18 protein-coding genes are annotated in these 21,087 nt (G+C 42.8%); 1 reads left to right on the top strand and 17 read right to left on the bottom strand.

Annotation, left to right across the window (positions count from 1 at the left end):
- Window positions 1-34: 34 nt before the first annotated feature.
- From EP58_RS15410 to EP58_RS15400, 3 genes are all read right to left on the bottom strand, one after another.
- Window positions 35-883, bottom strand: a complete 849-nt coding sequence (locus EP58_RS15410) for an aldo/keto reductase (protein ID WP_036094726.1) — start codon at window positions 881-883, stop codon at window positions 35-37.
- Between the two features lie 273 nt (window positions 884-1,156).
- Window positions 1,157-3,460, bottom strand: coding sequence for a glycosyl hydrolase family 18 protein (locus EP58_RS15405; protein WP_036094725.1), 2,304 nt, complete (start codon window positions 3,458-3,460; stop codon window positions 1,157-1,159).
- 516 nt (window positions 3,461-3,976) lie between these two features.
- Window positions 3,977-4,636, bottom strand: coding sequence for a DedA family protein (locus EP58_RS15400; RefSeq protein ID WP_036094724.1), 660 nt, complete (start codon window positions 4,634-4,636; stop codon window positions 3,977-3,979).
- A gap of 302 nt (window positions 4,637-4,938) precedes the next feature.
- On the opposite strand from EP58_RS15400, the gene EP58_RS15395 reads away from it, so the two are divergent.
- Window positions 4,939-5,499 carry a hypothetical protein gene (locus tag EP58_RS15395; RefSeq protein ID WP_103034794.1) on the top strand — a complete coding sequence of 187 codons (561 nt, stop codon included), beginning with the start codon at window positions 4,939-4,941 and terminating at the stop codon, window positions 5,497-5,499.
- Between the two features lie 60 nt (window positions 5,500-5,559).
- Here EP58_RS15395 and EP58_RS15390 read toward each other — a convergent pair whose 3' ends face one another.
- The 14 genes from EP58_RS15390 to EP58_RS15325 all read right to left on the bottom strand — a co-directional run bounded on the left by EP58_RS15390 (window position 5,560) and on the right by EP58_RS15325 (window position 21,050).
- Window positions 5,560-5,898 (bottom strand): hypothetical protein, encoded by a 339-nt coding sequence (locus EP58_RS15390; RefSeq protein WP_036094722.1) that lies wholly within the window; start codon window positions 5,896-5,898, stop codon window positions 5,560-5,562.
- Window positions 5,899-6,502: 604 nt separating this feature from the next.
- Complete coding sequence (locus tag EP58_RS15385) at window positions 6,503-7,621, bottom strand: nitric oxide synthase oxygenase (RefSeq protein WP_052171480.1); 1,119 nt, start codon at window positions 7,619-7,621, stop codon at window positions 6,503-6,505.
- A gap of 101 nt (window positions 7,622-7,722) precedes the next feature.
- The gene (locus EP58_RS15380) at window positions 7,723-8,286 is read right to left on the bottom strand and encodes a helix-turn-helix domain-containing protein (RefSeq protein ID WP_036094721.1); all 564 of its coding nucleotides are present in this window, start codon (window positions 8,284-8,286) and stop codon (window positions 7,723-7,725) included.
- 28 nt (window positions 8,287-8,314) lie between these two features.
- Window positions 8,315-9,211, bottom strand: coding sequence for an ABC transporter ATP-binding protein (locus tag EP58_RS15375; RefSeq protein WP_052164953.1), 897 nt, complete (start codon window positions 9,209-9,211; stop codon window positions 8,315-8,317).
- A 13-nt stretch (window positions 9,212-9,224) separates the two neighbouring features.
- Entirely contained in the window at window positions 9,225-10,034 is an 810-nt protein-coding gene (locus EP58_RS15370) for an ABC transporter permease (protein WP_103034793.1), read from the bottom strand.
- A gap of 2 nt (window positions 10,035-10,036) precedes the next feature.
- A complete protein-coding gene (locus tag EP58_RS15365) occupies window positions 10,037-11,086 on the bottom strand; it encodes an accessory Sec system protein Asp2 (RefSeq protein ID WP_036094720.1) in 1,050 nt (349 codons plus the stop codon).
- 18 nt (window positions 11,087-11,104) lie between these two features.
- Entirely contained in the window at window positions 11,105-11,902 is a 798-nt protein-coding gene (locus tag EP58_RS15360; RefSeq protein ID WP_052164954.1) for a hypothetical protein, read from the bottom strand.
- 19 nt (window positions 11,903-11,921) lie between these two features.
- Window positions 11,922-12,215, bottom strand: a complete 294-nt coding sequence (locus EP58_RS15355) for a hypothetical protein (RefSeq protein ID WP_036094719.1) — start codon at window positions 12,213-12,215, stop codon at window positions 11,922-11,924.
- Window positions 12,216-12,236: 21 nt separating this feature from the next.
- Window positions 12,237-14,378, bottom strand: coding sequence for a glycosyltransferase (locus EP58_RS15350; protein WP_036094718.1), 2,142 nt, complete (start codon window positions 14,376-14,378; stop codon window positions 12,237-12,239).
- A 15-nt stretch (window positions 14,379-14,393) separates the two neighbouring features.
- The gene (locus tag EP58_RS15345; protein ID WP_036094717.1) at window positions 14,394-16,574 is read right to left on the bottom strand and encodes a CgeB family protein; all 2,181 of its coding nucleotides are present in this window, start codon (window positions 16,572-16,574) and stop codon (window positions 14,394-14,396) included.
- Complete coding sequence (locus tag EP58_RS15340) at window positions 16,535-17,128, bottom strand: hypothetical protein (protein ID WP_036094716.1); 594 nt, start codon at window positions 17,126-17,128, stop codon at window positions 16,535-16,537. Before EP58_RS15340 ends, EP58_RS15345 begins: the two co-directional genes overlap by 40 nt.
- 96 nt (window positions 17,129-17,224) lie before the next feature.
- Entirely contained in the window at window positions 17,225-18,514 is a 1,290-nt protein-coding gene (locus EP58_RS15335; protein ID WP_036094715.1) for a glycosyltransferase, read from the bottom strand.
- Between the two features lie 15 nt (window positions 18,515-18,529).
- On the bottom strand, window positions 18,530-19,726 hold the full coding sequence (locus EP58_RS15330; protein ID WP_036094714.1) for a glycosyltransferase family 4 protein: 1,197 nt from the start codon (window positions 19,724-19,726) through the stop codon (window positions 18,530-18,532).
- A 40-nt stretch (window positions 19,727-19,766) separates the two neighbouring features.
- The gene (locus EP58_RS15325) at window positions 19,767-21,050 is read right to left on the bottom strand and encodes a nucleotide sugar dehydrogenase (protein ID WP_036094713.1); all 1,284 of its coding nucleotides are present in this window, start codon (window positions 21,048-21,050) and stop codon (window positions 19,767-19,769) included.
- Window positions 21,051-21,087: the final 37 nt, after the last annotated feature.

The following is a 21,087-nucleotide window of genomic DNA, read 5'->3' as shown; positions in this document are numbered from 1 at the left end:
CCAGCATACCGCCATTTCAGTATGCTGGATTTATTCAGTTCCAAGTCCTCGCCAAAAACTCCTCACTATCCGGATCAGACCCCGTACGCTTATCCTCATTCAACGCATCAATCTTCGCCATCTCCTCATTACTCAAATCAAAATCAAACACATCAAAATTGCTCCGAATCCGTTCAGGCGTCACCGATTTAGGAATAATCACCGAGCCATTATTCAGATGCCAACGCAAAACCACCTGCGCCACAGTCAAACCCTTATCCTCCGCAATCGCCGTCAACACCAGATGATGCAACAACTCCCCACCCTTCGCAAGCGGCGACCAAGCCTCATGCACGATATCCTGACTTTCCAAATACGCCCGCAATGGTTTCTGCGACAACAATGGATGCATTTCAATCTGATCAATCACTGGTTTTTCATTCGCCGTCGTGAATAGATTTTCCAGATGATGCTGATGAAAGTTACTCACACCAATCGATTTCACCAACCCCTCATTATACAGCCGCTCCATTGCCCGCCACGAATCCTTGTAACTCCCGACCGGCCAATGAATCAAATACAAATCCAGATAATCCAGTTGCAATTTTTTCAAAGAAGTCTCAAAAGCCCGCAGCGTCTCGTCATAGCCATGATCCGCGTTCCAAAGCTTCGAAGTAATCGTCAAATCCTCGCGCCGAGTCCCGACCTCACGAATCGCCCGACCAACAAACGCCTCATTCTCATACACCTTAGCCGTATCAATCGCCCGATACCCAGCGTCGACAGCCACCTGAATCGCATTGACCGCCTCCCGCTCATCCTGCATCTTCCAAACCCCGATCCCAACAAGCGGAATCCCCTGCCCATTATGAAAAACCTTCCTATCCGTAGCCTTCAACTCCATATCAAAACCTCCCAAATAATCATTCACCTCCAGTATAGACCTCCAAACACAATTTTCCAAAGATTCCACACGCAAAAAAAGCAGGAGAGCCCAATCACTCCCCCACTTCTCTATTAACTCCAATCAGGATCTCCCACAAAACTGTGAGCAGGACGACAAATGCTTAGATGCTAGGCAAAAGGAACCAAGGATTACAGACTCACTTCGTTCCCCTGCATATTGGAACTGTAACTCCATTTCATGTCGAACAGTTCCAACAATGAGCGTTTGTCGTCACGCGACTAGTTCCCATGGGCCCCATTGCTCTGCCCCTGGAACATCGCCTTGTGTCCACCATTTCGCTTTATACGTGTGACCATTGTAAGTCACTTGGTCATTTTGATTGTAAACAGCTGTTGAACTCCACGTACCTGCTCCAACTGGTGGTGTTACTGTACCAGCTTTTGTTGTTACAGAAAGTGTTGCACTTGACGGCGAAACGTTGCCCGCTGCGTCATAGGCTTTTACAGTATACGAATAAGCTGTTGAAGCTGTAAGGCCTGTGTCTGTGTATGTTGTTCCAGAAACAGTCGCAACTTCTGTACCATTGCGATACACTTTGTAACCTGCTACGCCGACATTATCCGTTGCAGCTGTCCAACTTAATGGAACCACCACGTCTGTCACGTTCGCTGTTACTGTTGCCAAATTCGTTGGTGCTGTTGGTGCTACTGTGTCGCTAGGATCAGGAACCACCGCGCCTCCACCGAAAATGACTTGTTTGCCAAGCTCTGTGCCAGTTTTAGACATGCGTTGTGTTAAGGAGATATTCGCAATGTTGTTCGCGTTTACAGACGTTAGATTGGATTTCAATCGGAATGTATACGTTGCGCCTTGCGGAATTTGTTGTGCATCATAGACAGACGCCAAATCGATTGTTGTGTAACCATTGGCAGTCGCTACAGTACCGGCTTTATAATCCCCAGCGGTCAATGTTTCGCCAGCTTTTACAGGGATGTAGAACTTCGGTAATTTTACGGTTTCTGCTGCAAATTCGGTCGCTTGTAACACTTCATTTGTTTCATTGGCTACTTCTTTATTTTTGATTGTGATTTCATAGCCGACACCGTTTTCGCTATATGGCGCTACAGTGGCTTCTACGTTTAGGTTCGAATAGACGATCGTGTTTGCTGCAAGTGCTCCAGCGCCGAACAACCCTTGTTTAATTGCTTTTGTTAATTCATCGCGTTTTGTTGACGTGGTTTCTTTATCTTGAGATTGCATCCACGAAATCATTCCGCCCAAATTATTATCTTTCACGTATTGCGCTTTGGCAGTGACAGAACGAACATTGTCATAAGTGTAGAATTCGCCAGTCGTTTTGCTGTATAGATATGGCGCTTTTGCCACGTCATCCCAGTATTCGACTAACGTTGGTGATTTGGCTTTCAAAGCATCGATGCTCTTATATGCCCAAACTCCGCCTGCACGACCACCGTCACCTGTTGCTAGTGGTTTTTCGTTTGGAGCGCCGTATGTTGCTCCTAAGTCTGCATCTTTGTTATTTTTTGTAGCTGCTTGGAAAAGCCCTGGTTGCGTAGTGCTCGTACCCGCTTCCACTTTGTTCCAACCACGTGTGTAGAATGCTGCGCCGACAACGATTTTTTCAGATGCTGCACCTTGGCTCTTCAGATATTTCACCGTTTGGTCCACAGAGAAACCATCGCTATAATTAGGATCCGCCGGGTTGCCGTAAAGCGCCGTATGATGCGCACTATTCGGAGTCCAAGCACCGTTCATATCGTACGTCATGATGTTCGCAAAATCAACAACATTGAAAAGTTTCGCCACATCGACACCGTTTGCAAGCATGCCTTGAGACGCTGGTAACGCTACAGATAACTCATATTTTTTCTTCACATCTACACCTTGCTTATCTAAAGCCGTACGCAGGTCTTGAAGAAGCGTAATATAGTTTTGTTTATCCGCTGGTTTTGCGTTTGGTGTACCTTCATCGTTCTTATTGTCCACTAAGTCAGCGGCACGAACAGATGCAGGATATTCCCAATCTAGATCGACAAAATCCATATTTGTATATTTGATAAATTTCATGACATTGCTTACAAAATTAGCACGCGCTGTGGCATTTTCTCCGATTGCAGAGAAGTCACCAGATTTCGACCAACCGCCAATGGAGATACCGATTTTCATATTCGGATTTTTTGCTCTCAACTCTTGTAACGCGTTTAAAATACCCGCATTTGCTCCGCCCCATTGAACTCCATCTTGCCCAACTGGTGCGCCAACTGCTGCATCTTTGTCTGTGAATTTCAAGTTTCCGTTACTATCGAAATCAAGAAACGCAAAGTTTAGATGTGTTAATTGCTCTGCTGGTATATCTTTCGGATAAAACTGACCTTCCCCGCCCCAAATGGACCAATCTCCATAATACATCACATTTCTGTATTGCGATGTGGTTGCGGCTTTAGCTTTCACAGAAGAATTCCCTACACTACCTAGAACGGATGACGCAAATAACGAAACGACTAACAACAACACCGAGACTACACTTACAACCCTCTTTGTTACCTTTTTCATTTCTTCACCTCTTCATAATTTTTGCGTTCTGCTTACGGTATGCCTACTTTCTCTGCAATTTCTAAACCCAGAATTTCAAAAATCCCCCGTTAGATCCCCCTTTTACCGTGTACTAAATTCTGGTCACTTATGTATTATGCAAGTATTGTGCCAAACAAGAAAGCGTTAACATCGCATTTTGGATGTAATTTTTGTTACACACACTACTTACACGGTTGGTTTTTATTTACACAGGTTGTCTTTTAATGCTAATTATGAGTTTCTAAATGCATTATTCAGAGCTAGATTGAAACTATTAGTTGGATTTTTATTAGGAATTTTAGATTTTATGTTCATAATTCTATAAAACGGAATCCTACTACGGTAGCTTTTGCATAGTTATTATTTACTGTGATTTGTATCTGCTCTCCAATGATATTTGGCTGTATTTTGGTGCTCCTTTCAAATAAGTCAAGGATATAGCCATAAAAAAATAGACGAAACCGCGAATCAGGGTTCATCTACTTTTCCAATCACTTATTTAGCTTTCCGACTGTCCATTTTACTCTTAACAAACGAGAAAATCATCGGTAAAATTGATACGAAAATAATGCCTAGTACAACGAGTGAGAAGTTATCTTTTACGACTGGGATGTTCCCGAAGAAATAGCCGGCCATCGTACAAAGTAGTACCCAGACTGTTGCGCCTAGTAGGTTGTAGTTTAAGAAATAACGGTAATTCATGCGACTTGCACCGGCTACGAATGGCGCGAAAGTACGGATGAATGGCATGAAACGCGCGATGAAAATTGTTTTACCGCCATGCTTGTTGAAGAACGCTTCAGCTTTGTCCATTTTTTCTTGATTGATAAATTTGCCGAGCCAGCTGTCTGGTGGAATCGAAGTGCCGACTTTTTTACCGATATGGTAGTTGACGGTGTCGCCAAGTACTGCGGCTACCCACAAGACGATGAGGAGGATGACAATATTGAGCTCCGATCCTGGTAATACTGCCAAGGCGCCCGCTGCGAAAAGTAGGGAATCTCCTGGCAAAAATGGGAAAATAACGAGTCCCGTTTCTACAAATATAATTAAGAAAATAATGACATATGTCCAAATGCCAAATGTATTGATAATTTCAACAAGATGCTGATCAATATGGATGATAAAACTGATCATCGCTTGGATAATATCCACGAACCTATCACGTCCTAACTTAATTTCTGCTTTCTATTTAGTCACAGTTAGCTTCTATTGTAACATATTTTTGGTTCATTCTATATCATACTAGGGACTTATTTACATAAACTTAACAATTTGCGCAAGGCTAACATTTTTTTTAAAATAAATTTATTTTCGAGGTTTCAACATTTAGGCGCAGTGGTATAATTCAGTATTAACTTATTAACATTTAAGATATTACGCTTAGTTGAATTTCTCTGATTATACTTAAAAAGTCGGAATTTTTCATCTAAAACACTAAAAAGGGGTTGAAAATCATGCGGAAAATGAAGAGGTTTACAGTTGTTATGTTGGTAGCGTTGATGGTATTTGGGACGGGGACACTTGTACTGGGCGCGAGTGTGATTTTATGGGGCGGAGAAAGCGACAAGGCTAGGGTTTCCGAAGTGTTGACTTGGGCGGATCAAAAAATCGGGCAATTGACGCAAACCAAACAGGATAACACACAAAAAATTAATGAATTGACGAACGACATTCAAAATGTGAAAAACCAATTAACTGATAAAGATAATCAAATTGCAGCAAAACAACAAGAATTGAATACGAAAATGACAGAACTGCAAAACAAACAAAATGAAGTGAATCAAAAAAATAATGATGTTAGCGCATTGAATAATCAGATTAGCCAGCTGAACAATACGATTAATCAGCTAAAATCTGAGCGAGACCAATATAAAGCGCAAGTTGATACGTTGAACACGCAAGCCACTCAGTTAAATTCAGCTAAAAACGAATCGGATGAAAAATTGAATAAAGCGCGCCAAGACATGAAGGAATTGAGAGACCAGGCGGATCGGCTTTATAGTAAATATCAATAAAAAACAAAATCCGTGGTTCACTCCAAACTTCTGAGTGAACCACGGATTTTGCTTTTTTGATTATGCTTTTGCTTCGGTTAGGTCGTCTGCTGTGCTTAGGCTGATTAATCCCGCCACACAAAGTAGTACGATTGGAAGTAAGAACATCATCGATACGCTCATTGTGCAGGCTACGGCCGAAGCGATTAGCATGACGCCGCCTTTTAACGGTGCTTTGTTCATGATAATGGCGCCGAACAAGCCGACAAATGACATACCTAATGCTATGAAGTTCAGAATCGTGAATACTAATGAATCTTCTTCCAAAACGCGTGCAATGCTGTCGACGGAAATAACGGTTAGGCTAAGCCCCATCGCGAGCAATGCTCCAATAATCCCCAATGTTTTCGCAAAATTCATCGTAAAAACTCCATTCGAAAGACATATTTATCCGTTTTCGCGTATAAGCTAACGCAAACTCCTGGATGCTTCTATGTTACCATTTTTACATAGTATTTGACAAGAATAGTTGCATAAACTAAAACAATCAACGACAAACATTCGCATGATTTATGAGGTCTGGACAAAACTCCAACTAAGAAAGCATCGCATCACCCTTTATTTTGGGTAAGACGAAGATTAAGCTTTACACAAATCGAGCAAAAGCGTTTGTATTCCGGGGATTTGGTGGAATGAGGATGGCAAACTCATTCCATTCTTTTGCATATTGAGGTTCTAACTCGCTTTGCTTCAAAGAACCACAACAAAGCGGAGCATGCTGGTGTATGTGATGACTGAAAGCAGGGAGAGGGTAGTTTCCTCGACCATGCAAGAAGTTAAGCGAAACGGCTCTTGTGTAGCAGAACCGCAAAGATGTTCCGCATCCTTGTTCTAAATATAATGAAGGACCGCCTATTCGCGATGCTCACAGGCATATTGGGGCTGTAGCTCATTTCATTTCGAACAGTCCCAACAATGCGAACGCTTGTCGCCGATTTATTTCGGTTATGCCCTACCCATATACTCAATGAAACGGACAGCCTCCGCGCTTTACTGGGGTGATCTCGGTGCGTTCAAACGGCGCGTCTTGATAGAAAAAGTTCGGTTTGACGATTTTATTTGGGTAGCGTTGATGGAACATGTGCGTCGTTGCTGGGGATAGCGGCGGGATTAGCCATGCCCACTCGCCGGTGACTTCGCGCCCCGCGGCTTGCTCGTTTGTTTCGAATTGGCCGAATTGGCGAGCCGCGGTATGGTGATCGACAATCTGGACTTTGGCTTTGTGATAGGAGTCGAGGACGGCGACATTAAGCTCGACTAGCGCGCGGTCTTTCCATAGCGAATCGAGACGCTTCGTGCTCAGTCCGAGTTTTTCGGCGACGGCGGCGAGCTTGTTGTAGCGGCCTTCATCCGCGAAGTTCCGCGCGCCAATCTCGGTTTCCATATACCAACCGTTGAACGGCGCCGCCTGGTACGTGATGCCGCCAATTTCGAGCTGCATTTCGGAGATGATCGGGACGGCATACCAGCGCAGGCTGAGCTCGGCGATTGATGGGAAATCGGGATGCGCAATCGGGACTTCGAGCACGAGCTCAGGCGGGATTTCGATGACAGTTGGCGTTGCTTCAACGCTTTCCTGGATTACGAGCGGCAAAATGTCGAATTCGGTGCGCGCGCCACGCCAGCCGAGCTTTTCGCAGACTTCTGTGAAGGATACCGACGCTGGATCGCCGATGACACGGCCTTGCTCTGACGCGTATCCGGCGTAACGAATCAGCTGGTGATTCCAAATCCGCGGACCATCGCTACCTGGCTTGAAAATCGTGATGAAAGGCCGGATTTGACCGCCGTTCGTTGCTTTTTCGATATGTTCAAAAAGGGCAACGCGAATTTCCGACACCGTCCTTGCTTCACGAGCGTCGACTACTTGGATGCGATCCCAGAACAGCCTGCCGACGCAACGGTTACTGTTCCGCCATGCCATTTTTGCACCGATTGCCAGTTCTTCAAACGTATGCGAATATGTACCGGTTTGCGCGATTTCCAGCTTCACCTCATCGCGACGGCGTTCCAATTCCGCGCCACTTTTGCCCAATTCCACGTAAGACTTCGTTAGAAATTCGATTGCTTCCTCTGTTTTCATCGCCATTTTTGCGTACCTCCTAGACCTTACTTATGTTCTCATTTTAACACAAGCCCACACAAAAAAAGAACTCCTCATCTTATTAAGAAGTCCTCTCTCCACTATATTTGAGTCACTGCCACTTTCCCCGTCCATCGCTCCCAGTCCAACAAAACCCACTGATGGCTATCCAAAATGACGCCTTCCTCCCTCAAAACCCTTTTTTGAGTAAGCAGGTACTCCCTCGTACAGTTGATGTAACTCGCCAATTCGATTTGATTCCAAACTTTCGGAATCCGGCAATTCGCCCCTTCTATAACTCCTATTTCTCTCCCTAACTTCAAAAGCGTGCTGACTAATCGCTGTTTTTTCTGTTGCGTCAGCATCTCCATTCGCTCCATCATTAGTCCCACTATTTCTTTCTCAAACTCCCGATATCGCTCTTCTAAGCGCATATTCGTCATGCTACTCTCTAATTTCAATAATCTCACCACATCACGTGCTTGATACACGAGCGCTTCTGGCAAAAGTTGATCATGTAACATCGCCCGTTCCCCTTCGCGTAAAAAACATAATAACTGCTCACCCATGCTGCACGTCAAATGCCCCGATAAAATAATATATTCCCCGTTTTCTTCTAAATATTCCTCTTTTTGAAGCGTTATAACTGCCTGCCTCTTCCCCATCTTCTCACCTGCTTTTTTGAATTGCTCATTACCATAGGCCTAATAATTTACTCGCGCTCGCCATAAATAAAAGGAGTAACGCTGTGAAATATATGACCGGAAACTTCAATTTCTCATATTTCTGCTTCGTCAAAACCGTTTTTTTCTGCTTCGAAATCATTTCTTTTTGGTACAAATGCTTTTCATCCGGTGTCTTTTTAGAAAAATGATGAATGAACTTACTGTACTCCAAACAAACTTCCTCGCTGTCCCCAAATATATTCAAATGCCCGTAATGCAACCATCCTACTTTGTCGCAAATATCGCGAATCTGCTTTAACGAGTGACTGACAAAAAAGATCGTTTTGCCCGCTTTTTTCATGCGCTCAATTTCATCCACACATTTCTGATAAAACGTCGAGTCCCCAACAGACAGCGCTTCATCGATAATTAATACATCTGGATCTGTCTGAATCGCAATGCCAAAACCCAATCTCGCCCGCATTCCACTTGAATATTGCTTCAACGGCTGATTGATAAAATCTTGTAACTCCGTAAATTGAATGATGTTTTGAATCCGATTTTCGATTTCTTTCGGCTTAAATCCCATTAACAACATCTTCAACTGGATATTCTCCACCCCTGTTAAATTTGGCTTAAGCGCCGATCCAATCGCAAGCAAGGAGACACTCCCCGTTTGTTCTAACCGACCAGATGTTGGCGCTAAATGCCCCGCGATAATGTTGGCTAACGTCGATTTCCCCGACCCGTTCAAGCCGATAAGTCCGACGCATTCCCCTTTTTTCACCTCAAACGAAATATTTTCTAGCGCTTGAAACAGTTTTTCCTGCCGCTTCCGGAATGGATTTCGCCACACATTGTTCCACTTTTTCCGTTCTAAATAAAAAATCTTGTCAATCGCTTCTAGCTTTAATATGCTCTCCATTACATCGATCTCCTTACGTATACTCGACAAAGTAGCGTTTGTATTTCGTAGTCGCGTAAATCCCAATCACCAAAATAAGGAACGTACTACTGAAAAAATAAATCCCCCACCAAAAATGATCAAAAATAGCAGCCCGAGCAAGCAACGCATCCCGGAACCCTTCGATCACATAAACAAATGGATTCAGATGCAGGATTTTCGTCAATAAAGAATCTGGATTCGCGGATACATCAATCACGACACCCGATATGAAAAACAACAGGCGCATCGTCGAACTAATAATTAACTGATAATCTCGGAAAAATATCACGACCACAGCGTTTAACGTCGACACCGAAACCAACAATAAAATCATCGCGAAAAAGTAATAAATGAACTGCAACCAGTGTATATTCGGAAAATTCCCCGTCCCAATGTACAGACAAAGAAACAAACCAAACATGGAGAAAAACCCACTTAACCCCTTCACAATCGCTATCGTCGGCAAAATCTCGACTGGAAATTTCGTCTTAGAAATTAAATTCAAATTCGCGCTAATAGAATTGGCCCCCGCATTAATACTAGCACTCATATAAAACCAAGGAATGACGCCCATCAACATCCAATACACGTACGGCACATCGGAATTCACCATATTTTGTCCACCTAAACGCAAACCGAAAATCAAGTAATAGATCACAATTTGAATGGTTGGACTCAAGAATTCCCAAAACAGACCGAGAAAATGATTTTGATGGGCAGCCTTTTTATCAAAACGCGCAACACGCATGATTTTACTACCGCTATATAATTGCACGCGACACCAATTAATTAAAACGTTCAAACTTACACCTCATTTTTTTCTTGCACGAGTTCTGTTACTTTTTTCAGTAGAAACGGCGTGAAATAAAGACCTGTGTCACCATGTTCTTCGTAATCCGCCAAATCAAGCGTATACGGAACCTCTTTCTGGTCTAATTTTTTAAATAGCGGCTGCAGATGTTCCGCATAGTGAAAATCACCTTTTCCGACATGAAAATACAGTTCTGGAAACGTCGTATTCACATTCACTTGGTTCAAAATCAAACCATTCCAAAATTGCATCCCGTATTGACTGTCTTCTCCAAGAATGCGATTAAAACGCGCTCTCATCGATTCAGAATTGGCACGTCGATATAAATAATTCGCAATATAGACTTGTGGCGCACCGATAATCGCCTTGCCATAATGATACTTCATGCTGTAATAAAGCGACGCGGCCCCACCTTTACTCGAACCCGTAGCAATGATATTTTGCGGCGAGATATTGTGTTGATTCGCAATCGTCGTAATCAGACTGACCACACTACGCTCAAAATCATGCGAACCACCAAACCCGACATAATAACAAAACTGATCTTGATACGAATCTAAAATAAACAATTTATGCGCATCCATCGGCGCCAGCGTTCGGATATGGTTATACACCGGCGCTCCACCTTTGAACTCCGTCGAATAAAGCCCGGAAAAAGATATAATAAGATGGTCCGATTTTGTTTTGGCCGGCTGGAATAAATATTTGACCGGTACATCACTATAAAACACCGCTTCATTCGGGAAATTGGCCTCGATCGTTTGCCCACTGCTAAGATCTAAATGTAACTTCGTCGACAATTCGTTATACAAAAGCGTCCCTTTTTTCCGAATAAACAAGCGAATCTGGTACGTACCGCTGTATATCGGCTGAAATCGGATGTGGCTATCTTGCGTCAACTCCGCGTACCATTCTTTCTTTATAATGTTCCCATCCTGATAAATATAGTACGCAAATTCGCAACCCCACAAAGAACCCTTTGTAAAAAACGGCAATTGAATATCCGGCTTGTTATACGCTAAATGGCTCATCTCGATTTTCATAACTCTCGTTCCTCATTTCTATTGTTCTTTTAATACTTGAACAGAAGGATGAATCTGCGTCACTTGCTGCTTCGTTCGACTATCGCTCTGGTCAATCAAATCTTCCAACACCCCAAAGATAAACGGTGTATATTGATTCACCAAACGCGTATGCCGCTCATCACTCCGATTTAAAAACAACTCACTATCTATCCCTTTTTCCGCTAAAAACTCCCGATACTTCACTAATGCCTGAAACTGAATATCCATTGTTCCCGTATAAAAATACAACTTCTTCTTTTTATAATTGCTGTACAAGGTATCTGTAAATAAAATATGATCCACTTTTTTCTCGAATTTTTTATCTTTTCCAAAGAATAAACGCTTCTCATTCGGGCACAGTTTATTAATGAATGTCGCGACATGAATTTGCGGGATGAGCGAAAAGACATCCGTTATGAGTGGGTTCATCGCGCCATATAGCAGCGCCCCCGTCCCGCCTTTACTCGAACCAAATGCAATCACCCGTTTATAGCCATGCTTCTTAATAAATGCCGTTAACTCCTCATTAAATCGTTCATGAATCAGCTTCCCACCGTCGACCAGATACCATCCATACACACTCGAAAAATGGTCCTTGATGAAGAAATAATCGGCTTGTGGCACACGTTGCGCGAATTTCATCCACGTATACCGCTCATGCATTTCCGCCACTTCCTGCTGCGTTACTTTTCCACTATAAATGCCTGGTATCGCATCATTCAATGGCTTCGCTGCATTCTGAAAAACAAGAACCAGTGTGTCGTTGCCGTTTATCATGTGTTTTCCGTGTAACATCCGTTCGCGCTCCTTTTCGTCAATATTCCACAATAATGGTTTTTCGGATTCGTTCGCTCGTTTTCGTCACCACTTGGCCCGTTTTCGTATTTTTCACAAAGACCTTCACGCGATATTCTCCGGCTTCTAGAACTTCCAATTGATACGTGTCAAACTTCTTGTAAGGCGATTTAGCGATTGCCTCCGCATCTCCGCCCTTGTAGACATAAAAAGCGTACACATTATTTTCGTCTGTTTCTGCTAACGTGACCTTCACTTGCAAATAATTTTCCGTGAAAAACGTTTCTATATGTTGAATCATCTCTTGTGTCATTCTGATTTCCTATCCTTCCTACTACAATGCGATCCAGCTCTGATTCACCAAGGCTTCTATCTCTTGGACGATTCGCTTTTGATCAAATTTATATTTCGCAAACTGCTTACGTTCTAACATTTCTTTCATTGTAAAACCATATTCTTCTACTGCCTGCTTCGCTGTTTCCAGAGAATCGACTATATATTTTTCCGGGTAAACCGTATCGGCGCCTTTCCAATTTCGAATAATCGGCACCGCACCACTCGCCATTGCCTCGGAAACCGAAACGTGCGAACCTTCATAATCGCTCGGTGAAAGAAGATAACCAATCGTGCTCATCCACTCATTCACGTCATCGCCATGCGGTTCAAAAATCACGTTATCCTTCCAAGGTGCCTGCTCGATTCGCGCAAAAACAGCATCATAATACGCCCGTTCCTTCTCACGCGCCATCAGCCACGCCACGTCTTTCGGATGCTTACTCTTAATCGACAATTGGTAGCGTTTATCCTGCTTCCACAACTCCTCAAAAAGATCCACCGCCAAATCCACTCGTTTGCGCTCTGGAAGAATACCACAAATCCCTAATCGGAACTCTTTCCCGTCTTGTTTCGGCAAATCGAATTTCTCCGCATCCAGCAAATTATCAATATACACCATTTTATGACGCGGAATTTTAAAAATACGATGAAACTCTTCCAGCATATACGGCGTAATCACGATGATTTTATTAACCTGCTCGATATCCATCAAACGCGGAAATTTCAAATCTTTCTCCTGAAAATGCATGCGTACAATCAATTCCTGATCCGGCTGTTTATGCTTCGAATACCAAACCGCATTCCCTAAGCCCCACTCACAAAAAACAATATCCGCCCATTTCGCACATGCTAAACTATGCTTCTCATCGTGCTTTTCATGCGATTGCCATTCATCGATTTGCACCTCGAAACCTGGATGCGCCTCAAAGTGCGCGATAATCATTTTGGCAAATTTCAAATCATGGCCCGCAAATACGATTCTTTTTTTCCGTTTTTCAAAGGACCAAATGAAGTCCTTCAGGCGTGCATAAGCGGCTTGGAACGTGAAATATTGGCTCGCGTCATACATCATCGTGGCAGCTTTCAAATACAAACGCTCATCTTTTAAAACGGCTTGTGTCTTTTGAATAAAATCTTCTTCTGTGTCGACAAAAAGCGGGTAATCCTTGCCTAACAAATCTTCATGCATCTTGGTTCTTCTCACTAACGACGGTTTGCCAAGTCTGCCGTATTCCAACAATTTACTAGACAGCTCTACACTCGCATCATTATCAAGTGAAGCACTGCGCCAGCTAATCCCGATATCCGCTTCTTCAATCAGCGCTTGGCATGTTTCACGTGAAACAGCGCCAACCCAATCAATCGATGTTTCCTCTCTAAAAGCCGCTTTAATTCGCAGCTGGTTCTCTTTTTCGCGCAACCGTTCCTGAAATTTATCGCCCACAATTTGCGTGTGAATCCGCGTATCTGATGCGGCTAATTTTTTCGTGGCAGAGATAATTTCTTCTGTATGCCAGTCTTCGTGGAATTTTCCGCTGTAAATCAGGCGGTTGTGTTTATTTCGAAAACTCGGAATCGCTGCTGATTCTGGAACCATTGGGTACAACAAACGAATTTTTTCACCATCGACGTGAATCAAGTTTTTCAATGCTTCCTTTGTTTCTTTCGTTTGTAGGAATAGATAATCAAAATGCGCATAGACACTTTTTAGATCGGCCTGTTCTTGTGCCGTTGAGCGCTCGTCATGCTTGAAATCTGTCAAATACGGCACCGTGATATGGCGAAACGCTTCATATTTCATGACTTCCCGCACTAAATCAAAGCCACGAACAATCACAAGATCATAAGCCTCTTCTAGATGCAGCTTCGACATAATGTTCACCGCTTCCTCGACGTTCAAACGCGGACCTTGAAATGACATCATCGAAAAGGCTTCAAACGGCTGAATCAGACGGAGATTGGCTTTGTTTTTTAATGCAGTTGTCAAACGATCATTTTGCTCCCGTGCTTTCAATAGTAAATCCACGTGAATATGCGCGTTCTGACTTAAAACCGGTGCTATCGACGTTAACCAAACCGCTGACCCATCCATAAAATTCAAATCAATATCTCCGTACAAAAGAATCCGTAATTTGCTCATTGCGTTATCTTCCTCCTAAATTTCAACGTGGTGAAGCCATTCTTCGCCCACTTCTGTTCCATTTTCAATAAAGTTATACTTGTCTGCACTAAACATTTTCGCGCCTTGGTTCATATAAAGGGATAAATCCATGCCGCGCATCAAATCGATCAATAACGCCTTCACATTTTTGCGGAACGGATAGTTCGTTCTGACAATCGCTTGTGTGGACTTAAGATTCATCACAAAACGATACTCTTTCTCTGTATTCTGGTCTTGGCATCGTTGCCCAACTTGCGTATAATAGCTTCCTTTTCCAATAAAATCGGCATCGGTATACACAGACGCAAGCATTAAATCTTTCAAATAATGCCGCCCATAAAAATGCTTCTGATTCCAAACCGTCATAAAATCCGATCCAATAAAGTCCGTCACTTGCTTATAATTTTGCATATAATCCAGTAGAAAAATCGATACCGTTTCGTTTTGGTACGTGTTGATAATCGCATTAAAGTCTGTAAAATCATCGACACTACGAACGAAGACGCATAGTTTTTTCGTCAGATAGCTTTGTTTATGAAACGCCGCAATCACGTTTTTCAAGGCCTGTTCGGAGCTTGCGAAACTAATGACCGTGACTTCTTTCTCCTGCACAGGCACCTGTCGATTCATATTTTCCAACATGAAATGCAAGCGATGTTTGTACGTATGCTTCCCGAAAATTTCGCGGATACCTTCTAAAGACTTTTTGCGGTATAAGTGCTCGTCTTGTGCGATTTCCTTCATCTGGGCACGCAAGTCTTCTGGTTTCTGCGCAATCATCACAAGGTTCCCGAAAATTTTATCAATGCCCTCCGAATAACTGCTGAGGATTGGCGTTCCCGAAGCCATCCCTTCAAACACGCGTCTTGAAAACATCGTCGGCGAGTGGATAACACTATTCACATTCAACATGAAACGATAACCTTTATACGCCTTATCAATCTCGCTATACGCCAAGCTGCCCTTCACATTTTTCTCAAATTGCTTCGGAAAACGGAATTCCGGCTCCGGACGTTCATAATTCCGATCATAAATAGCCAAGTTGAATTCCTCGCTGATCGCAAGCATCTGGTCCATCACGTCGCGCCGTTCTTCATGACGATTCGCGTAATACGAACCTGCAAAACAAACGCCATCCACGCGTGGCTCTAACAATTGCACAGGATTATGATGCTTCGGTTGTGCCGCAAACGGTAAAGCAAACACGTTCTGATGTTTCGCATGTTTCACATAATCCGGAATACGATTCGCATCCGTCGTGTAAATATAATCAAAACGCTTCGCCGAATCAATAAATTTATCAAAATGAATCGGATCTTCCTTATTCCAGAAAACCGTTGGGATGCCACGTTCTTGACACCATTCCAATAACTCAAACAACTCATGACGATCTTCATTCGCGTAACGCCCAACCTTATATTGCCACGAACCAAAATTCCCGTGCCATGCAGATTCCACGAATAGGAAATGCGGTGGATTTTCCTCCAATACGCTTTGCCAATTTTCCGGTGTAAACGTGATTAATTCGACTTCTTCTTTGTAACTCGTCATCGTAAATTCATCGAAAATGCACGCCACTTTTAGCTCATCTAATTGCTTCAAGTTTTGGAACGGTTCTCGCAATACTACTTGCGGCAACTGGCTTTTCTTAGCACTGAATACACGTTGCAGCACCATTTTTTGAATACGTATAAGTCCTTTTCCAGTTACTTTCAACGCTAATCGGATATGCTTTGCTGCTTGTCCCAACGTAATCTGCATCTCCTTGTTGACGTCCACCATTGTCGTAGCCGTCTTTTTTTGTCCGTCATATTCCACGACGGCGATTTTGACTGACATCCCGGCTTCTACTTCTGCCTCCACATGAATAGCAAGCGTTTCTTCTGGCAAAACATCGATAAAAACGCGTGGTAATCGTGTAAACGCGACATTTTCTTCTTGGAAGGAGGCATAATTCGCACGTTCTCCCGTATTTTGGAAAACTAAATCACCAGCTTCTTCAAAAACCTGCAAACCCTCGTCCTGAATACACCACCACTGCGCCGAATCCTTCAATGCCTCTTCTGCTAAGAAAACTGGATGCAGCTCTGACATTAACTCATTCTGAAAATTAGTAATGGTTTCGCGTACGTGATTTATTTTTTCTTCCATCTTAATTTTTTGCGTAGTTTCCAATATAAACCAGTCCATTTCATCATTTTAGTATTCATTATTTGATTATGCCGCGCTCGCAAACTATTCAGCCGTTCTTTTAAAAGTTTTTCTTCTTTCTTCATCCTTATCAACTCATTATCTAATTGCTTGATTTTCTTGACGGTATTCTCGTGTTCTTTAGAAATTTCTTCGAGCGGTTCTTTTTGACTAGACAATACTTCCAGCGTCTTCACTTTATACTCGCTTAACTCTTTTTGTATCGCTTTTATTTGATCTATCAGGTCTGCTTCTTTTCTAAGTTGCTTGGCTAATGCTTCATTCTTCTCTTGCAAACCCTGATTGGTTACTTTCCATTTCGCATTTTCTTGCTTGAGTTGTTCCGCATTTTCTTCGTGCATTTCTTTTTCATGCTCTAATCGCTTTGTTTCAGCACGTAGTGAGATTTCGTTGTGAACCCGTTCTTCTAGCTGTTCTTGTAACTGATCTATTTCCTGTAACGCGACCTTGAGTTGGGACTCGTACGCCACTGTTTCCGCTTGTTTGTGGTACTTCTTTTTTACTTGCTTGCCTTTCATTACGCCCTACACCTCTATCAACTTTTGATAAAATTCTCTTTCGTTCCACCCAGCATTTGTTAGAAAAATGAATCATTTCAGGACTTGCAGATTACATCAACCTTTCAATCCATCATAAATCTTTAAAAACGGCACTTTTTCGCGTTCCCAATTATAAATTTCACGCGCTCGGTAACAATTCTGACTATATCGCTCTCGTAACGCCGGATTTGTCAGCAGTTCATTGACCGCCGCCGCAATCGCATTTGGATCATGTGAATCGACGACTAAGCCAACCTCTTCACCCGTCACAATACGCCTAATTTCCGGAAAATCGCTCCCAATCACTGGCACGCCACTCATCACGTATTCAAACAACTTATTCGATGAAGCAGAATAATGATTAAAGCACACATTGTTTAAAAGCTGGAAACCTAGGTACGCGTTTTTCGTATAGTGAAGCAAATCTTGCAAAGGTACTTTCGGCAAAAATCGGATTTTCTGCTCCAAACCAGCCTGTCGCACTTGCTGCTCTAATTCCACCTTGATGCGCCCATCACCAATCATGACGACGACACCCTTTTGGAACATTGGTACTGCTTGTATTAACTTATCTAAACCGCGGCCAACCTGCACACCGCCTTGATATAATAAAATCGGTTCCTGTGTTGGAATTTGTAGCATTTGATGTAAATCGATATCCTTATTTTGCTCGGGAAATTGGCGCGTTGGATAATTGTGCACGACTTTCGGATAAAAGTGATACCTATCCTGAATATAAGCCGCACGTGTATGGTTTTCGTGAATACACACATCTGTAAATCGAAGGAAAAACCGTTCGCAGATGCCATACATTGGGTTGTTGTAGCCCGTTCGACTCGTCTGAATTTCATGCGAATCATAAATCAATTTTTCACGATGAAATAACTTCGCACAAAGAATGGCTTGGGGTAACGTGTTCAAATCATTCGCGTGGTAAACATCGTATTTGTTTCGTAAACCGTAAGCAACCATACGGCTGAAAATCATGCTACGACGGATTAGCGTTTGTACTTTTGGGAGAGGATAAATTGCTATCATCGCGCCTATAACCAGCATGATAAGAGGAAAAAACAGGAGGAGAAGAAGGAATAACATACTAAACGCCAGAAGAAGCATCTTGTTTTGCTTGATGCGACCAATACCATTCAAAAGAAAATCTGCCCATTTAGCTTGGTCTGCCCTGACACGGCGAACGGAAAAACGCGTTGTCCGTTGTTCAAAATACGGTAAATCGGGCTGTTTCAAATCATGAATCGCAATCAAATCAACCAAATAACCAGCTTCCTGCAACGCCATACATTCTCGTAATACGCGTGCATCATTCGTAAAATGGTTCCAAACAAAAACGGCAACTTTCTTTGACATACGTTCATCCCTCATTCAATTTTTTGCAATGATTTTTTCAATACGTTTGAAGTTTTCTTGCCAATTGTAGTTCTCTTTCGCGAAAGCTAACCCATTCTGATGCAGTCTCTTTCGCAAATCGTGGTCTTGAATCAAATGACACAAGCCGCGGTACATTTCTTGTTCCTTATCATGGCCAAAAATAAAGCCTGTCTCAGAAGCATTGATCACGTCTTTACTATAACCAGAAACCATGCCAATAATCGGTAACCCAATGCCCATGTAATCCACTATTTTACCAGGAATCACTGTTTCAAAAACCGGATGCGGAACTAAACTTACGAAAGCTACATCCGCTTGGGCCAGCTCATGAAGGACATTCGCTCGTGTATCTGGCGGGCTAACGTTGACATTTTTCAGGTCCTTTTCTTTCACCGAATCGACTAATTTTTGATAGTTCGCGCCGTAACCAATCATCTTAAAGCGTACGTGCGGATTATCTTGAAAATAGTCTGCCATCCGAATGAAGCTTGCCAACTCTTGTGCTAAACCGATGTTTCCAGTGTATATGACCGTCAATGGTTCATTGATGAGTGGCCTTTTTTTAGCACCTAAATCAAATTCTTCTTGCGTGAGCGAATTGGGCACAAAGGTGATTTTGGCTGGATCCACACCTTGCTCAATCATATACGTCGCAAACCGTTCGCTATTCACAATGATTTCATCTGCTTTTTTGTAAATCCGCTTCTCCAATCGATATGCGATGTGTAGAAAAATGGGGGATGTGAATTTGCCGACACCCTTCAACGTTTCTGGCCACAAATCGCGAATATCAACAATCAGCTTGGCTTTCATTTTTCGTTTGGCAATGAGCCCAGCAAGTGCAATAGAAATCGGCGGACTCGACACATAGACGACATCAAAGGATTGCTTTTCCGTTAGGATTTTCCAGATGAATCGGCACAGTGTTTCCAAATAGAGAAGAAATCGTAATATCATGTTTGCTTCATATTTGCTCGTTCTCGTTTTCACCCGAACAATGTTGGCATCCTCGAGATCAGCGTCCCAAAACTTTTCCTGTTCGTACATATCGCGGTTCGGGTATTGCGGTTCTGTTGTGAACAAGGTCGTATCGTAGTCTTGGCGAAATAAACGAAACAATTGCTTCATTCGATTCGCCGCGCTACCGATCTCGGGATAGAAATTTTGTGATATTAATAGTATCTTTTTCATTCATCATCCACATTTCTATTTTTGATCACATGCTATGGCTTTATGCTGTTACGCCTACTTTTTCTAACTGACTGATTTCCGAAAGCGTACCAAGGTGGAAGTAATGCTCCATATCTCCACACTCCGTTGCAATTTTCTTCGTATCTAAAATAACCATTTCATGCATATTGGCAAAATCTTGACTCGTTAACGAACGGAATTCCGAATGATCTACCAGTATCAAAACAAGATCAGCATCCGCCGTAGCTACTTGCATATCGTGCTCGACAAAATCTGCTTCGACATGTGGATCATACGCGACAACGTCATATTCTTGCTGTCTTTTCAACTCATGGTAAATTTCAAGCGCCGGGCTTTCACGGATATCATCAATGTCACCTTTATACGTCAGACCGAATACCGCGATTTTTTTACCTTGGATTTTTTTCATAATCGCCATCGTATTTTCTACAATAAAAGCTGGCATCGTCGAGTTGATGTGACGCGCACGCTGAATCAAGTAAGATTGTTCTGGTGCTGCGGCTGCGATAAAGTACGGATCAACCGCTAGGCAATGTCCACCAACGCCTGGCCCTGGTAAATGTAGATTCACACGAGGATGCTTGTTCGCCATTTCAATGACATCTAACGCGTTAATGCCTAACTTAGCGGAAATATGCACAAGTTCGTTTGCCAGCGCTATATTCACATCTCGATACGTGTTCTCCATAAGCTTCGACATTTCGGCAGTAGACGCGGCTGATTCGATTAATTCACCTTTCACAAAGACGCTGTAAATTGCTTTCCCGGCTTGGGTACACGCGGGAGTGACGCCTCCGATAATACGATTATTGTAGATTAGTTCGTGGATAATTTGACCGGGTAACACGCGTTCTGGGCAATGTACGAGGAATACATCTTGTCCAACGATTAATCCAGTACTCTCAACTAGTGGCAAAATATGATCTTCCGTAGATCGTGGGGCAATAGTAGATTCTATGATGATCGTATTACCTTTTCGTAACACGGGTAAAATGTTATTTACAGCTGCGATCACATATTTTAGATCACATGATTTTAGCTCATCTTCTTTATTCGGAGTTGGAACGGATACGATAAAAGCGTCTGCTGCTTCTACATCCAGACCCGCGCGGAATCGATTATTTTGAATCGCTCGATCGAGTTCTGCTTGCAATCCTGGCTCTTCAATATGAATCTTGCCTGCATTTAATTCTTGAATGACTTTTTCATTGATATCAATACCTAATACATCTTGCTCGTGGTTGGCAAACATAATGGCTGTTGGAAGTCCGATATATCCTAATCCCATAACGACTAATTTCAATTGTTACACCCTTCCGGTTCTGTTTTAGTTTATTTTC

The organism is Paenilisteria newyorkensis (assembly GCF_000766145.1).
Taxonomy (GTDB): domain Bacteria; phylum Bacillota; class Bacilli; order Lactobacillales; family Listeriaceae; genus Listeria_A; species Listeria_A newyorkensis.
Note: the sequence above shows the minus strand (reverse complement) of the source record. Positions and strands in the feature narration are given on the sequence as shown.

What these genes read in the sequence shown, in the direction of transcription:
- EP58_RS15410 (WP_036094726.1), bottom strand. Translation starts at nt 883, where the DNA reads ATGGAGTTGAAGGCTACGGATAGGAAGGTTTTTCATAATGGGCAGGGG.
- EP58_RS15405 (WP_036094725.1), bottom strand. Translation starts at nt 3,460, where the DNA reads ATGAAAAAGGTAACAAAGAGGGTTGTAAGTGTAGTCTCGGTGTTGTTG.
- EP58_RS15395 (WP_103034794.1), top strand. Translation starts at nt 4,939, where the DNA reads ATGCGGAAAATGAAGAGGTTTACAGTTGTTATGTTGGTAGCGTTGATG.
- EP58_RS15390 (WP_036094722.1), bottom strand. Translation starts at nt 5,898, where the DNA reads ATGAATTTTGCGAAAACATTGGGGATTATTGGAGCATTGCTCGCGATG.
- EP58_RS15385 (WP_052171480.1), bottom strand. Translation starts at nt 7,621, where the DNA reads ATGAAAACAGAGGAAGCAATCGAATTTCTAACGAAGTCTTACGTGGAA.
- EP58_RS15380 (WP_036094721.1), bottom strand. Translation starts at nt 8,286, where the DNA reads ATGGGGAAGAGGCAGGCAGTTATAACGCTTCAAAAAGAGGAATATTTA.
- EP58_RS15375 (WP_052164953.1), bottom strand. Translation starts at nt 9,211, where the DNA reads ATGGAGAGCATATTAAAGCTAGAAGCGATTGACAAGATTTTTTATTTA.
- EP58_RS15365 (WP_036094720.1), bottom strand. Translation starts at nt 11,086, where the DNA reads ATGAAAATCGAGATGAGCCATTTAGCGTATAACAAGCCGGATATTCAA.
- EP58_RS15360 (WP_052164954.1), bottom strand. Translation starts at nt 11,902, where the DNA reads ATGTTACACGGAAAACACATGATAAACGGCAACGACACACTGGTTCTT.
- EP58_RS15355 (WP_036094719.1), bottom strand. Translation starts at nt 12,215, where the DNA reads ATGACACAAGAGATGATTCAACATATAGAAACGTTTTTCACGGAAAAT.
- EP58_RS15350 (WP_036094718.1), bottom strand. Translation starts at nt 14,378, where the DNA reads ATGAGCAAATTACGGATTCTTTTGTACGGAGATATTGATTTGAATTTT.
- EP58_RS15340 (WP_036094716.1), bottom strand. Translation starts at nt 17,128, where the DNA reads ATGAAAGGCAAGCAAGTAAAAAAGAAGTACCACAAACAAGCGGAAACA.
- EP58_RS15335 (WP_036094715.1), bottom strand. Translation starts at nt 18,514, where the DNA reads ATGTCAAAGAAAGTTGCCGTTTTTGTTTGGAACCATTTTACGAATGAT.
- EP58_RS15330 (WP_036094714.1), bottom strand. Translation starts at nt 19,726, where the DNA reads ATGAAAAAGATACTATTAATATCACAAAATTTCTATCCCGAGATCGGT.